This is a genomic window from Pseudomonas sp. IT-P12 (assembly GCF_949767465.1).
Lineage (GTDB): Bacteria > Pseudomonadota > Gammaproteobacteria > Pseudomonadales > Pseudomonadaceae > Aquipseudomonas.
This window is the reverse complement of the sequence record NZ_CATKPY010000021.1, coordinates 351,932-365,839: the sequence shown is the minus strand read 5'-3', so window position 1 is coordinate 365,839 and position 13,908 is coordinate 351,932. Positions and strand designations below refer to the sequence as shown.

Below are 13,908 nucleotides of genomic sequence, written 5' to 3'. Positions count from 1 at the left end.
TTAATCGCGTAAGCTCGTTAGACTGGCCTGGCGAAACCCTGAAACCTAACGCCAATGCGCAAGACTTCTGCTGTTTCAGCAGCACGTCGCGAAGAAGCCAAGCCTGATTTTCCTGAGCCCAGACCAATGAACGCACACGAAAACGCCCGTCCTGCCGAAATGATCGATGCACTGAATGCCGTGTTCGGCAAACACAAGGCCGCACGAAGTTCTCATGCCAAGGGGGTCTGCGCGACCGGTCAATTCACGCCCTCGCCGAACGCACCGCAGTGGGTCCGCTCGAGCCTGTTTTCCCAGGGCGAGGTGCCTGCCGTGTTGCGCTTTTCGGTCGGCGGTGGCAATCCGAACGTTTCCGATAAAAGTCGCACCGTGCGCGGTTTGTCAGTGCACCTGAGCAATGACTCGCAAGCCTACGACCTGATGATGATCTCCGAGCCGGTGTTCTTCGCCGCGACACCGGCCTCGTTTGTCGCGTTCCTGCAGGCACGCGTCGCCGACCCGGCCACCCAAAAGCCTGATCCCGACAACATCAAGGCGTATGAAGCCAGCTTCCCTGACGGCAAACTCCAGCCCCGTCTGCTGGCCGCTCACCCGGCACCGGCGTCCTACGCCACGACGGCGTATTTCTCGACGCACGCCTTCCGCTTCGTCAACAGCCGCGGGGAGGGGGTGTGGGGCCGGCTGGTCATGGAACCGCTGGCAGGTACGGTTTATCTCAATGAGGAGCAGGAAGCCAACCTGCCCGATGCCTTTCTGGCGACAGACCTTGAGTCGCGTTTACAGGCCGGCACGGTGCAATTCAACTTGTACATCCAGCCCGCCGGGCCGGACGACTCGCTGGTCGATCCGTCGCAGCCCTGGAGCGAGAACGTTGGCGCTCGCCTTGAGCTCGGGTGCCTGAGCATCCGCACCACCACGTCCGATGCCCTGTGCAACCAGGGCGTCTTCGACCCGATGCGCCTGCCCGAAGGCATCGAACCGTCGGACGACCCGGTACTCCTGGCGCGCAGCGCGGCGTACAGCGTATCGCTGGCGCGTCGTCAGGCTGCTGACGAAGCCGCGAGCTGATCAACCACCACTGGCTATCCCGAGGCTCAGATCCATGCATCCTTTACGCGTGACGGCCATGGCGTTTGGCGCTGTGTTGCTCGCGGGTTGTGCCTGCGCGCCGAACGACCCGACCCTGACCCTGCAGACCCGCAAGACGCCTGCCGAGTACGCCGACTGCGTCGTACCGAAATTGCAGGACAGCGCATTGACCCCGAGCGTTTCACAGAGCCAGCGCAGTTATCGGATCGTGGTGCCCAGCAGGGTGTCGGCGGACAAGGTCCTGGAGGCGCACAAGGCCGGGAAGGGCGGCAAGGTGTTTATCTACGACCGCCAACCGCTGGCCTCGAATGTCTTGCCGTCGAGCTTCGAGCGCGTGGCCCGGGACTGTATCTGACCTCGGCCGCAAGTACGTTTCACCCAGCTCCTTTGGTTGGCCGCAACCAACCATTTTGACCCTGCGCCGGTTTTCGGCGTGGGGCTTTTTTCGTCCAGTGAACTGACGTCATCGCAGATGCCTGGTGAAACCCAGTTGCGTCGAGCCTGATGACAGGTTGCAGGCTTGGGAGGAGCTCAGTTCGGGGCTAACCTTGGGCTGTACGACACACTGCCGCCTTCCCGAGCAGGAACCTGCGCTGCCATGACTCTGCACTTGCTGCCAATGCTGACGCTGTGCCTGAGCCTTTCAGTTTCGGCTCAAGAAAGCGCCTGCCCGTCAGGCGAGAAACAGGTGTGCCTGAACGGCTGCCTTTGCCTGCCCGACCTGGGCAAAATCGCGGGCGTGCCCGAGGGTATCTATCAGGTGGCGGCGCCAGCCCTGGCGTTGTGGCTGACCCAATCGCGCACCGAAGCGGTCAACGCCGGTGTTCAACCGATGCCGCCGGCTGTCCGCGAGCAACTGCTGCGTTGGTATGACGCCCCTGTGCTCGACGCGGTGCGCTACAGAATCAGCGATAACGGCCAGTTCAACGCCGCCAATGCCATGCTGCAGAACCCGGATATCGGCGCGGTGACGCTGATCGACGTGATCATTTTTCGAGCCCCTCGGGATGCCGAGCAGAACATCGCGCTCTGGGCCCATGAACTCAAGCATGTGCAGCAGTACCAGACGTGGGGCGTCGAAGGGTTCGCCCAGCGTTACACGCAGGATTTCAACGCCGTGGAGGAACCGGCCTACGCCGTTCAGATCGAGGTGGGGCGGGTGATGCGCGAAGAGGCCGCTGCGGGACGTGGTCCGCAATGACCCCACGCCCTGAGCGCCTCCTGCGACAAACGTCGCTTATTTCGACAGGATCAACAGCGGCGTATTTTTCTTCACGATGTAGGTCGCCAGTTCCGACGCGGTGGTCGAGCCAACGTTCTTCGCCGTATGGGCGACCCCTTCCGGGATGAACAGCGAGTCGCCCGCTTTCAGCGTCACGGGCGGCTGGCCTTCGAGCTGATACTCGAACGTGCCACTGTCGACGTGGGCGATTTCAACGCCGGGGTGGGAATGCTTGGGCGCCGCGACGCCTGGCTCGAAGTCCACACGAACCTGGATGACTTCGCGGTCGGCGGCCCCTAGGTCCCCGCGCAACAGGTCCGTGCGGTGCAGGCCGGTCTGCCAGCTCTTGGCGGCCTTGACGTCTTCGGCATGGGTGAGGCCAGCGAATGCGCCCAGTGCGATGCTCGCAGCAAGGGCAGCACCCAAGACGCCAGCGGTTTTACGAGTCTTGAATCGAGACATTTTTTGTTCTCCTGGAAGAGCACGGCGAAGGGTTGAGGGGCCGCGTGTGCGGTGACTTCATTAGGAGGGCGCGGTGTATCTGCCGCGTGTCGAGCCTGGGGGCTTTTGTATCGGGAGTTGGCCGCCACCTCCGGGGATACGTTGCGGTACAAAAGCGCGAGCAAAACGTCGCCTAAGCTAATTCCAAAATAGTATTTATATTAATTTTTTAAGATCGTTTAGCTTTATGCCAATCCAGAGCGCCGGGCTTTCCAGCCGGGCGTTTTTTTGGCGTTGGGCTGACCGATTTCCGGTCACGGTCTGACGCCCGACTTTTCAGAACCTGTGAGCGAGTGTTCTTGCAGGTGGTTTGCCGGGAGCGCTTGTGACAGTCATTCAAACCCCGTTGGCGACAGACATCGAGTCTGCGCAGAGGTCCATTCAACCCGGTGCCGAGCTTGAGAACGATGGCGATGTGGTGCTTGAACTGCGGGCCGTCACCAAGGCTTACCTGCGCAAAAAAGGCGCGCCGACCTTGCCTGCGGTCAACGACGTCAGTCTCAAGGTGCGACGCGGTGAGGTCCTGTGCCTGATGGGCACTTCGGGCAGCGGCAAGTCGACCTTGCTGCGCCACATCAATCGCTTGATCGAACCGACCCAGGGTGAAGTGCTGATCGAAGGCCAGGCCATCAGCGGCTTGAGCAACCGTGCGCTGCGCACGCTCAGGTCGCGGCGCATCGGCATGGTGTTCCAGCATTTCGGCCTGTTGCCCCATCGCACGGTCCTGGAGAATGTCGCGCTGCCGCTGGAGTTGTGTGGCGAGCCGGAAGCCGTCCGTCTGGCGGCCGCCGCCGTGCAACTCAAGGCCGTCGGCCTGGAGGGCTGGGGCGAGCATTACCCCCGCGAGCTGTCCGGCGGCATGCAGCAACGCGTCGGGCTGGCCAGGGCGTTGGTGACGGAGCCGGACTTCCTGTTGATGGACGAACCTTTCAGCGCGCTGGACCCGACGATCCGGCGAGACCTGCAACGTCATTTCCTGGCACTGGTCCGTGAGCGCGGGATCACGACGCTGCTGGTCACCCATGATCCGGCCGAGGCGATCCGCCTGGCCGACCGTATCGCGGTGCTGCGCCGGGGGCGCCTGGTGCAGTTGGGGACGCCGCAACAGCTGCTTGAGGAACCGGCCGACGCCGAAGTGGCAGATTTCTTCCGCGATTGCCAGCCCGCCTCATCCGCGCCCGTCGCTGTAAACAGCCTGGCGGTACACGCCGCGCAACCGGAACGTCGCGAGCAGCCGGCCACTGCCGGGTTGCCATGGTGGCAAGCACTGCTGCTGGGGCCGGCGGCCTTGGCGGCGCGGGGCAAGGGCGGCTCCTTCTGGAGCACCTATGCGCTCGAACTCGCGGCCCTGGCCGCGTTGGGGCAGGGCGTTGCCAGCTCATCGTGGTGGCTGATTCCGGTTGCGCTGCTCGTGCTGGCAGCCAGCCGTCTGACGGCGATTTCCCTGAGCCGTCATGCCTCGCGTTTCAGCCCCTCCGGTTGGCTGCTGCCATTGGCGGTGGTGCTGGTGTCCCAGGCGCTGGTGCTGTGGCGCGTGGTGACGCCGGAAACCACCCATGCGCTGTTGCAGTTTCCCATCAACCGCCAGGCCATGCTGTTGACCGCGCAGGGCATCGACGACTTCATCGGCTGGTCGCAAATCACCTTCGAAGGTGCATTCGTGGGCGTGATCGTCGCCGTGCGCACGGTGATCGAGGGCGTGGAAAACATCCTGGGCTGGTTGCCATGGCCCGTCTCGGCGCTGGCGCTGGTGTTCCTGGCCTGGCGCTCTGCCGGATGGGCGTTGGCGCTCACCAGCGGCGCAGCATTGTTGTACATCGGTGTGTTCGGCTTCTGGGAGCACACCATTGCCACGCTGGCGCTGGTGGGTTCCTCGGTGCTGATCGCCCTGGTGCTGGGTGTTCCCACCGGCATTGTGCTGGCCAAGCGACCGCTGGTGCGCCGCCTGGTCACGCCTTTGCTGGATGTCATGCAGACCCTGCCGACCTTCGTCTATCTGATCCCCGCCGTGGCGTTCTTCTCGGTGGGCAAGACGCCTGCCGTGATCGCCACCGTGATTTTTGCCCTGGCGCCGATGATCCGTCTGACGTCGCTGGGCATCCAGGAAGTGCCCAAGGACGCGGTCGAAGCCGCCGTGGCACACGGCGCCAGCCCCTGGCAGACCCTGATCAAGGTGCAGTTGCCGCTGGCCCACCGCTCGCTGCTGCTGGGGATCAACCAGACCATCGTCATGAGCCTGTCGATGGTGGTGGTCGCGGCCCTGATTGGCGCCGGCGGCCTGGGTTACGACGTCATGACCGCGCTGCGCAACATCAAGGGCGGCGAGGGCGTGCTGGCCGGCATCGCGATTGTCGTGTGCGCGCTGATCCCCGACCGAATCATTCAATCGAGCTTGCGCAAGCAAGACCACCTCAACCACTGACAGTGAGATTTATCGTGAAGACACCCCTATCGCGCACCCTTGGCACGGCGGCATTGCTGGCTTCCCTGATCGGTTCCGCCACGGCCATGGCCAAGGACAAGATCGTCATCGGCGAACAGAACTGGACCGGGGCCATCGCCATCCAGCACATCCTCGGAGAAGTGCTGCAAACCCGTCTGGATGCCGACGTTTCCTACCTGGCCGGGGATGTCCCGGTGCTGTTCAGTGCGGCGTCCAAAGGCGACGGTTCGGTCGACGTGCTGACCGACATCTGGCTGCCCAACCAATCCGCGGCGTGGGCCAAGTATGTCACCGGCGGCACCCGCTCGCTGGTGCCGAACAAGCAGCCCTATGTGGGGGAGCAAGGCTTCTACATCCCCGGCTATCTGCAGGACAAATACGGGGTCAAATCCGTGTATGACCTGAAGAAGCCGGAAGTGGCCAAGCTCTTCGAACCCCTGGGCGGTGGCAAGGCCCAGTTGCTGGTGGGGCCGGCGGGTTGGGAGTCGACCTACATCGGTCAAATCAAGGCCAAGGATTACCAGTTCGCCGATAAATTCGAGTCGATTTCCACCGAGGCTTCGGTGACCTATTCGAAACTGGCAGCGGCCTACAAGGCCCAGCGCGGTGTGGTGTTCTATGCCTACACCCCGGACTGGATCTTCTCCGCCTTCGACCTGCGTCGCCTGGAAGAACCGGCCTTCGACGGTTATGCCCAGGACAACAAGAAAGGCGATCCGCTGTACAAGGCTGACGGCTGCTGGAAATTCATCAGCCCGACGGTGGATCCGGACTGGCTGAACAAGAGCCAGATCACCTGCGCATTCCCGGATGCCAAGGTCTACGTGCTGTCCTCTGTCGCCCTGCAAAAGCGGGCACCGAAGATTGCCGAATTTCTGCAAAACGTCGCCATCGAGCCCTCGCAACTCAATGACCTGATCCTGAAGATCGAGAAGGAAAAGCAGCCGGCCGATGTCGCGGCCAAGGCCTGGGTCAAGGCGAACCCTGCGATCGTCGATCAGTGGCTGGCCGGGCCGGCGCAGAAGGTGAGCGCCAACTGATGAGTGCCTCGAACCTACGTTTGCTCGATGGCGGCATGGGGCGGGAATTGCAGCGCATCGGCGCCCCCTTCCGTCAACCGGAATGGTCGGCGCTGGCGCTGATCGAATCGCCGGAGTCCGTGCTGCAGGCTCACCGCTCATTCATCGCGGCCGGGGCCCGGATCATCACCACCAACAGCTACGCGGTGGTGCCTTTTCACATTGGTGAGGAACGCTTTGCCGAGCACGGCCGAACCCTGGCTGAAAGGGCCGGGCGCCTGGCTCGACAGGCCGCTGGCGAAAATACCGAGCCGGTCACGGTGGCCGGTTCATTGCCGCCGGCCCTGGGCTCGTATCGGCCGGATTTGTTCGATCACTCGCGCAGCGTCGACATTCATCGGCAACTGATTGCCGGGTTGCGCGACCAGGTCGATGTCTGGCTGGCGGAAACCCAAAGCTCCATTGCCGAGGTTCGCGCGGTCTACGAAGCCCTGGGTGCTGAACCGAAACCCCTGTGGTTGTCCTTTACGCTGCTGGATCAAGCCGATGGCGCACCGCGCCTGCGCTCCGGCGAAGCGGTGGCCGATGCCGTGGAGGTCGCCGCCGAACTGGGCGCCGCCGTGGTGTTGTTCAACTGCAGCCAGCCGGAAGTCATGGCGGCGGCACTGGTCGAGGCGCAAGCGGTGATTCAGCGCCTCGGCCAAGCCATCGAACTGGGGGTTTACGCCAACGCGTTTCCTCCCGTCAGCACCGAGGCCAAGGCCAATAGCACCTTGCTGGAGATCCGTGCCGACCTGACCCCGGAATCCTACCTGCACTGGTCCAGTGCCTGGGTCGCCGCTGGCGCCAACATCGTCGGCGGCTGCTGCGGTATCGGGCCTGAACACATCGCGCAGTTGCACCTGCACCTGCTGCCGCCAGCAGAGGGGGGTGGCACCCGACGGATCTGATTGACTGCCCGATAGCCATCGCGAGCCGGTTCGCTCCCACCGTGGATTTTTGAACGCTGGACTGCCGTGGGAGCGGGCTTGCCGGCGATCAGGCCTGCGCAAACAACACACTCGTCAGTTTTCCTGAACCTGGCGGCATCCCGGATGTTCCATACCAAAACATCCCCGGATTGATGCCGCCATGACCTCTTTCAACCACCAGTTGACGCCCCTGCAACAGCAGCGACTCTGTGCCCTGGACGCCTGGCATCGTGCGCTCGACGACGGCACACTGCGCAGGCACTGCCCGGACGCCTACCATGAGGAGCTGCTTCGCCAGGCGGACGAGATGGATCGCATCGGTCTTGTCGATTGGCCGGAGTGGCGGGAACTGCGTGTCCGGGCAGACCAGGCTTATCTGCGGGCGGTCGCGGGGGAGGATTACCACCCGGCACGGCCCTGCGTCCCGAACCTCGCTTAGCACACCGGGGCCGCCATGAGCGAGCAACTGAGGTTCGGCATAGAAGAAGAGTATTTCATTACGGACCTGGCCACCCAGCGGATGCCAGGCGAAGTGCCTCGGGCTGTGAGCGATGCGTGCAAGGCTGCAGTGGGCCATGGTTTCGCCTACGAGATGTTCCAGGCGCAGATCGAAGTGGCTTCGCCTGTTTTCACCCGCCTGTCGCAGGCCGCAGAGTATCTCGCCAACGCCCGCGCCGCCCTGCGTCAGGCGTTGCAGCCCTTCGGCCTGGGATTGCTGAGCGCCGGCAGCCATCCGCTGGGGGATTGGCATCTGCAACGGGCCACGACCCAGGCGCATTTCCAGCAACTGTTCAACGATTACCAGCAGGTGGCCCGACGCAGCCTGCTCTCGGGCCTGCACGTGCACGTTGAAATTCCAGGTGACCGGGACCGCATTCACGTCATGAACGAGGTGCTGCCCTGGACACCGCTGCTGCTGGCGCTGAGCAGTTCCTCGCCCTTTTGGCAGGGCGATGACAGTGGGTTCGCCAGTTATCGGCAGACCGCCTGTGATGAATGGCCGCGCATGGGTGTGCCGGAGTACCTGGAAGATCAGCACGACTACGACGCGTATGTCGCCTTTCTCATCGCCAATGGCACCCTGAGGGACGCCGGTGGCTGCTGGTGGGGCGTGCGTCCCTCGGCCAGCTATCCGACGCTGGAGTTACGCATGACCGACGCCTGTCCGCGTCTGGGGGACGCGCTGAGTCTGGCTTCATTGTTCCGCGTGATGGTCGCCCATGCCATCGCGCAACCTCGCCCGGGCGCCGATTACTCGGCGAAATCAAGATGGCGAGTGATGGAGAATCGCTGGAGGGCGAAAAGGTCGGGCATCAACGCAGCGTTCCTCGTCGAGGGTTTCGACGCACCGGTGACCCTTGGGCAATGGCTGTCCATGGCAGAGCAGACGCTGGGGGAAACCGCGCGAGCACTGGGCGTGGACGGCGTGTTTGCCGAGCTGCGGCAGATTGCCTGCGAAGGCAGCAGCGCAGAACGGCAGCGCGGCGTTTACGAAGCCTCCATCAGCAGCGGCCACACCACCGATCTTGCGCTTTCGCAGGTGGTCGATCATCTGCTGACGGAAACCGCCCAGGGCCATCGCCCGCGTACTGCTCAGGCCGAGGGCAGCAGCACCGTGAAGGTCGTGCCCTGATCGAGCGTCGACGCCACTTCGATGCTGCCGCCGTGGCCTTCGACAATTTGCGCGGCGATGAACAAGCCCAGGCCCAGCCCGGCGGATGAGCCCTTTTCGTCGCTGGCATAGCTGGAGTAGCGGCCCTGGGGATTGAACAGGCAGGGCATGAGATGGGCCGGAATGAGTTCGCCGCGATTGTGCACGCTGAACAATGCTCGGTCGCCTTGGCGGGCGAGTGTCACGTGGATCGGTTGCTGCGGATCGCCATGGCGAATCGCGTTGGCAATCAGGTTGGTGAACACCTGCTCCATGCGCAACGGATCGAAGTGGCCGGTGACGCGCTCGCTGGCATGCAACACAATCCGTACCTGCGCAAACCCGGTGCGCAGCTCCTCGATGACCGATGTGCACAGCGCGTTCAGCTCGCAGGCTTCGCGCTTCACGGGTATTCCCGTCCCCAGGTTGACCCGCGCCAGGTCGAGCAAGTCATTGACCATCAGGTTGGCTCGTCGCACGCTCGTGCTTATCTGTGTTGCCAGCTGAAGTCCGCGCTCGGACAGGTTTTCGTGCTGGCGCAGCAGGTCGCTCGCCATCATCACCGCGCCCAACGGGGAGCGCAGGTCATGCCCGAGAACGCCCAGCACGTTCTTGCGTGTCGATTCCACGGCTTGCCCATACGTCGCAATGGATTCCACGAGCACCTGATCGATCGCTTCGTTGAAACCAATCATGTCATCGACCTGGGAACCGTCGACGAAGGGGGCGTCCGCGAGCCAGAGCCGCAGCACGCTGGCGCGCAAGGCCCGGTACTCCAGGACCATCTGGTCCAGGGTGAACCCTGCCATCAGACGTGTGCTTGCCTGAGCCCTGGCCGGCCAATCGCCCTCGGGCCGGGCACTGCGCATGTCGCGGGCAACCGTTTCCAGAATGAACTGCGCATGGTTGTTCAGGCCTTTGGCGTCCATTGCCGGCCCAGGTGTGTCGATCGTCCCGGTGTACGTCTCCCTTGCCAATAAAATCTGTTGCATGTGCGTGAGAATGAAATCAGACAGTCGCATAGCGGTCGTTCTTGCCTCCCTGGTAACCCGTAATAGGAATGTGCCTTGCGTCCGACAGGCGAACGGGCGAAGGAGCCGGCCTTGGCTCCAGGTGTCATTTTAGTTGAGGGCGAAGAGAGTGTAGGCGCGATGCATGTCCCCGTGGGAGCGAGCCTGCTGGTGATGGTATTCGATGACGACGCTCTGGCGGTCCGGCCACCGGCGTTGTCCGGACCTCGCTCCTACAGCGGGGGGGTGTTGGATTGCAGGTAACCCTTCGGCGAACACCCGGTCCTTTCCTTGAAACACCGATAAAACGTCGACAACGAGTTGAACCCGGCCGCGCTGGCAATCTCCTCGATCCGCGCCGCCGCTCCCTGGGCATTCAGCCGTTCAAGTGCCTCGTCCAGGCGCAGCTGATTGAGCAGGGCATAAAACGTCTGGCCGCGAACCTGATTGAGGAAAAACGAAATCTGGTTGCGCGTGTAACCCGTCGATGCAGCCACATGGGACAGGTCCAGCCGGGGATCGAGAAAGGGCTTGGACTGTTCGAAGTACTGCTGCAAGTCATTGGCCAGCGCCCCGATCTGCCGGGCCGACAAGCCCAGGCGACTGACCGCGCCGGCGCTGTAGGCCGGGCGGGTCACCGAAAGCGCCTGGCTGACCAGGACCGCGTGTTCGTTGACTTTGACAATCAGCCCGTCCCTGATCGACAGCGCTTCCACCGTGCGGAATGAAACCAGCCCGTCGCTGCCATTGAGCGTGACCCGGTATTGCAGGAAGGCGGTATCGCCATCGATGCGCAGGCGGTCGGTGTAGGTCTGCAACTCCTGCGATCCCAGCGGCATGCTGGCGCCGAGGTAGTCGCGCAGTTGCGCGTAGTCCAGGGTGCGGTTCTGCAGGAAGTCGTTGTATTCGACACTGGGGTGATACAGCGCCATCACGCCATCGAGGTCACGGCGCTTCCAGGCCTGGTGATAACGCACGGCGACCTCGTGGGTCTGCACGCTGGCAGGGTCTGTCACGAAGGTAGCGGTGGTGGGTAAATCAAGTGCTTCCACAACGAACTCCATGGCGCGGATCAGGGCAAAGCCCAGAGTATTCCAGAAGCGCCGGTTTTCCGCCCGTGTCCGCTGCGAGGTTTGTCGCGCCGTCGTACCTGTGAAAGCGCCGGCCATTGCTTTAGCGTCAGCCCATGAATTTTTTGGAGCATGCGCCCATGACACCTCACGCCGCGAACCAGTCCCTGGCCGATGCCCGGCCTTACCCTGTCTGGCAGGAGGCGCGGGTCGACACGCCCGTCGCCCCGCGGCTGACCGGCGATGTCTCGTGCGATCTCGCCATCGTCGGCGGCGGGTTCCTGGGTTTGTGGACGGCGCTTTTGGCGCGTCAGCGCTCGCCCGACGCGACGATTGTGGTGCTGGAGGCCGGGCAGTGCGGCGGCGAAGCCAGCGGGCGCAACGGTGGGTTTTGCGCACCGAGCATTTCCCACGGGGTGGCCAATGCGCTGAAACGCTGGCCCGGGGAAGCCGAGCAGCTGGTGCGCCTGGGCCGGGAAAACCTGGATGCCTTCGAGCAGGATCTGCAGCACTACGCCATGGACGTCAGTTTCGAACGCAAGGGAAAACTCAACGTCGCCCACCAGCCCTGGCAGGTCGAGGGTTTGCGCTCGATGCAGCGTAACTACGCGCGTTTCGGGATTGCCTGCGAGTACCTGGAGGGCGAGGCACTCAAGTCGTACCTTGACTCACCTGACTATGTCGCGGGTGTTTTCGAGCCCAACTACGCGCTGCTCAACCCGGTGAAAATGGTCGCCGAGCTACGCCGGGTGTGCCTGGCACAAGGTGTTCAGTTGTTCGAGCATTCCCCGGTCAGCGCCTTGCGCCAGGACGGTATTGCCCAGGTGCTGGAAACCGGCCTGGGCACGGTCAAGGCGGCCAGGGTCGCGCTTGCCACCAACATTGCGCCGCCATTGCTGGGCTCGCTGAAGTCCAAGGTCATCCCCATTTATGACTATGCCCTGGCGACCCAGCCACTCGACGACGCGCAGTTGCGCGCCATCGGGTGGGTCGGGCGCTACGGCATCGCCGACAGCGGCAATCAGTTCCATTACCTGCGCAAGACCGAGGACAACCGCATTCTCTGGGGCGGGTATGACGCGATCTACCATTTCGGCAGCCGCCGTGACGAGGCCCTGACGCAACGTCCGGACAGCTTCGCGACCCTGGCCCGGCAGTTCCAGTCGGCGTTTCCGGCATTGGCCGATGTCAGGTTTACCCATGCCTGGGGCGGCGTCATCGACACCTCGGCGCGCACCACGATGTTTTGCGGCACCTCATCGAACGGGCGCGTGGCCTATGCACAGGGGTTCACCGGGCAGGGGGTATCGGCCAGTCGTTTCGCGGCGCTGACCCTGCTTGATCTGCTTGAAGGCAAACCGACCGAACGCACCAAACTGGCGATGACCTCGACCGCACCTTTTCCGTTTCCACCCGAGCCCTTGCGCTACGCGGGCGTGTCATTGGCCCAGCGCTCGCTGGCCCGCGAAGACCTCACCGGGCACCGTGACTGGCTGCTCAAGGGCTTTGACGCGCTGGGCATCGGTTTTGATTCCTGACTGAAGTGAGCACATCCATGAACAAGCCTGAACACATCATCGACTTCGCCAACCCCGATTTGCCAGCGGTCGAGCTGGAAACCAGCGACCCGGCGCTGGTCGACACGCCGTATCGCAGCCGCAGTTGGCGGCATTTTGTCGACCCGCAGAAGAAAGCCACGGGCGGTATCTGGGAAGCGCCCGAGCACCTTGAGCGCTGCGAATGCGATTACGACGAGCTCTGCCACCTGCTCGAAGGGCATGTGCGGCTGACCGATAGCCAGGGCGTCAGCCAGGAATTCAAGGCCGGCGCCACGTTCGTGGTCGCTGCAGGGTTCAAGGGCACCTGGGAAAACCTCACGCCTGTGCGCAAGGTGTTCATGATTCTGCGGGGGTGACCAGAACGTCGGGAGCCCATGCCTGCGACGCGCGTCAATCCACCCGCGCAATCATCTCCAGCTCACGCATCAACCAGTCCGAAAAGGCTTTGGCCAGCTCGTTGGTACTGCGCAGCGGCATGATGATGAAGTAGGGGTGAGGGGCCGGGAACTCGATGTCGAACAGCCGGATCAGGGTGCCCTGGGCCAGGTGTTCGCCCGCCAGGATGTAATCGCTGATGGTGACGCCGGTGCCGGCAATGGCCGCATCGATGGTCAGCGAGGCGTTCGGCAGGTAGATGTTTTGTCGGCCCTGCAGGCTGGGAATGCCTGCCGCCAGGAAGTAGCGGCTCCAGTCGTACCCCTCGTCCTCGTGCAACAACACCTGTCGCTCCAGGTCACGCGGCTTGCGCAACGGCTCGCTGCCGTTGAGCAGGCGCGGGCTGCCCACCGGGAAATACATGATGTCGCCCAGCGCTGCGATGCGCTGGCCTTCGACCTGGCTGTCGCCGAACGAAATCACCATGTCCACGTTCGGCGTGGCCTGCTCGATCGGCAGCATGTACAGCGACACGTCCGGGTAGTCGCGCAGGAAGCGGTCGAGGATCTTCGAGATACGCGCCAGCAGCGCCGGGGCGCAGGCAATGCGCAGACTGCCGGAAGGGGTCGTGGTCGGCAGGGCGGTCTGGATATCCCGCAATTGCTCGAACGCACCGTTGACCAGTTGACTAAGCTTGCGCCCGGCCGAGGTCAGGTGCACGCCTTTGCCCTGGCGTTCCACCAGTGCGACTTGCAACTCCTCTTCGAGCTTCTTGATCTGATGGCTGATGGCGCTGTGGGTGACGTGCAGTTCCAGCGCGGCACCCCCCGTGCTGCCTTGGCGGACGAGGGCATCGAAGGCGCGCAAGGCGATCAGCGAGGGCAGTCGACGGGTCGCTTTCAGAGCCATGTTCGCTTGATTAACCGTTAGTTGAATTCACATTAACCCTAGAAAACAAATCATTTGATGTCAATCTGGTTTGACTTGAAGATGGCTGC

At 63.2% G+C, this 13,908-nt stretch carries 14 protein-coding genes; 10 read left to right on the top strand and 4 right to left on the bottom strand.

Annotated elements, in window-relative coordinates; translation table 11 throughout:
• The first annotated feature begins 126 nt into the window (after window positions 1-126).
• The 3 genes from ACM6IM_RS10670 to ACM6IM_RS10660 all read left to right on the top strand — a co-directional run bounded on the left by ACM6IM_RS10670 (window position 127) and on the right by ACM6IM_RS10660 (window position 2,290).
• Entirely contained in the window at window positions 127-1,068 is a 942-nt protein-coding gene (locus ACM6IM_RS10670; RefSeq protein ID WP_414865100.1) for a catalase family peroxidase, read from the top strand.
• Between the two features lie 34 nt (window positions 1,069-1,102).
• On the top strand, window positions 1,103-1,444 hold the full coding sequence (locus ACM6IM_RS10665) for a hypothetical protein (protein ID WP_414865099.1): 342 nt from the start codon (window positions 1,103-1,105) through the stop codon (window positions 1,442-1,444).
• A gap of 243 nt (window positions 1,445-1,687) precedes the next feature.
• Complete coding sequence (locus tag ACM6IM_RS10660; RefSeq protein ID WP_201189190.1) at window positions 1,688-2,290, top strand: DUF4157 domain-containing protein; 603 nt, start codon at window positions 1,688-1,690, stop codon at window positions 2,288-2,290.
• 36 nt (window positions 2,291-2,326) lie between these two features.
• Here the strand turns inward: ACM6IM_RS10660 and ACM6IM_RS10655 are convergent, their stop codons facing one another.
• Window positions 2,327-2,773, bottom strand: coding sequence for a cupin domain-containing protein (locus ACM6IM_RS10655; protein ID WP_192301681.1), 447 nt, complete (start codon window positions 2,771-2,773; stop codon window positions 2,327-2,329).
• Window positions 2,774-3,170: 397 nt separating this feature from the next.
• Between ACM6IM_RS10655 and ACM6IM_RS10650 the strand changes: the two genes are divergently transcribed.
• From ACM6IM_RS10650 to ACM6IM_RS10630, 5 genes are all read left to right on the top strand, one after another.
• Entirely contained in the window at window positions 3,171-5,234 is a 2,064-nt protein-coding gene (locus tag ACM6IM_RS10650; protein WP_414865490.1) for an ATP-binding cassette domain-containing protein, read from the top strand.
• A gap of 86 nt (window positions 5,235-5,320) precedes the next feature.
• A complete protein-coding gene (locus tag ACM6IM_RS10645; protein WP_192302788.1) occupies window positions 5,321-6,295 on the top strand; it encodes a glycine betaine ABC transporter substrate-binding protein in 975 nt (324 codons plus the stop codon).
• Complete coding sequence (locus ACM6IM_RS10640) at window positions 6,295-7,224, top strand: homocysteine S-methyltransferase family protein (protein WP_414865098.1); 930 nt, start codon at window positions 6,295-6,297, stop codon at window positions 7,222-7,224. The genes ACM6IM_RS10645 and ACM6IM_RS10640 overlap by 1 nt, the downstream gene beginning before the upstream one ends.
• Window positions 7,225-7,405: 181 nt before the next feature.
• Window positions 7,406-7,684: a hypothetical protein gene (locus tag ACM6IM_RS10635; protein ID WP_414865097.1), complete on the top strand. Its 279-nt coding sequence runs from the start codon at window positions 7,406-7,408 to the stop codon at window positions 7,682-7,684.
• A 15-nt stretch (window positions 7,685-7,699) separates the two neighbouring features.
• Window positions 7,700-8,878 (top strand): carboxylate-amine ligase, encoded by a 1,179-nt coding sequence (locus tag ACM6IM_RS10630; RefSeq protein ID WP_414865096.1) that lies wholly within the window; start codon window positions 7,700-7,702, stop codon window positions 8,876-8,878.
• Here ACM6IM_RS10630 and ACM6IM_RS10625 read toward each other — a convergent pair.
• Together ACM6IM_RS10625 and ACM6IM_RS10620 are read right to left on the bottom strand one after the other, a co-directional pair.
• A complete protein-coding gene (locus ACM6IM_RS10625; protein WP_414865095.1) occupies window positions 8,839-9,918 on the bottom strand; it encodes a sensor histidine kinase in 1,080 nt (359 codons plus the stop codon). The genes ACM6IM_RS10630 and ACM6IM_RS10625 overlap by 40 nt on opposite strands.
• A 221-nt stretch (window positions 9,919-10,139) precedes the next feature.
• Entirely contained in the window at window positions 10,140-10,958 is an 819-nt protein-coding gene (locus ACM6IM_RS10620) for a helix-turn-helix domain-containing protein (protein ID WP_412547982.1), read from the bottom strand.
• 158 nt (window positions 10,959-11,116) lie between these two features.
• Here ACM6IM_RS10620 and ACM6IM_RS10615 point away from each other — a divergent pair, with 158 nt between their 5' ends.
• Entirely contained in the window at window positions 11,117-12,514 is a 1,398-nt protein-coding gene (locus ACM6IM_RS10615; protein ID WP_414865094.1) for an NAD(P)/FAD-dependent oxidoreductase, read from the top strand.
• A gap of 17 nt (window positions 12,515-12,531) precedes the next feature.
• Entirely contained in the window at window positions 12,532-12,891 is a 360-nt protein-coding gene (locus tag ACM6IM_RS10610) for a cupin domain-containing protein (RefSeq protein WP_207195344.1), read from the top strand.
• A 34-nt stretch (window positions 12,892-12,925) separates the two neighbouring features.
• On the opposite strand, the gene ACM6IM_RS10605 is transcribed toward ACM6IM_RS10610, so the two are convergent.
• Window positions 12,926-13,819, bottom strand: a complete 894-nt coding sequence (locus ACM6IM_RS10605) for a LysR family transcriptional regulator (protein ID WP_192301672.1) — start codon at window positions 13,817-13,819, stop codon at window positions 12,926-12,928.
• Between the last annotated feature and the right edge of the window lie 89 nt (window positions 13,820-13,908).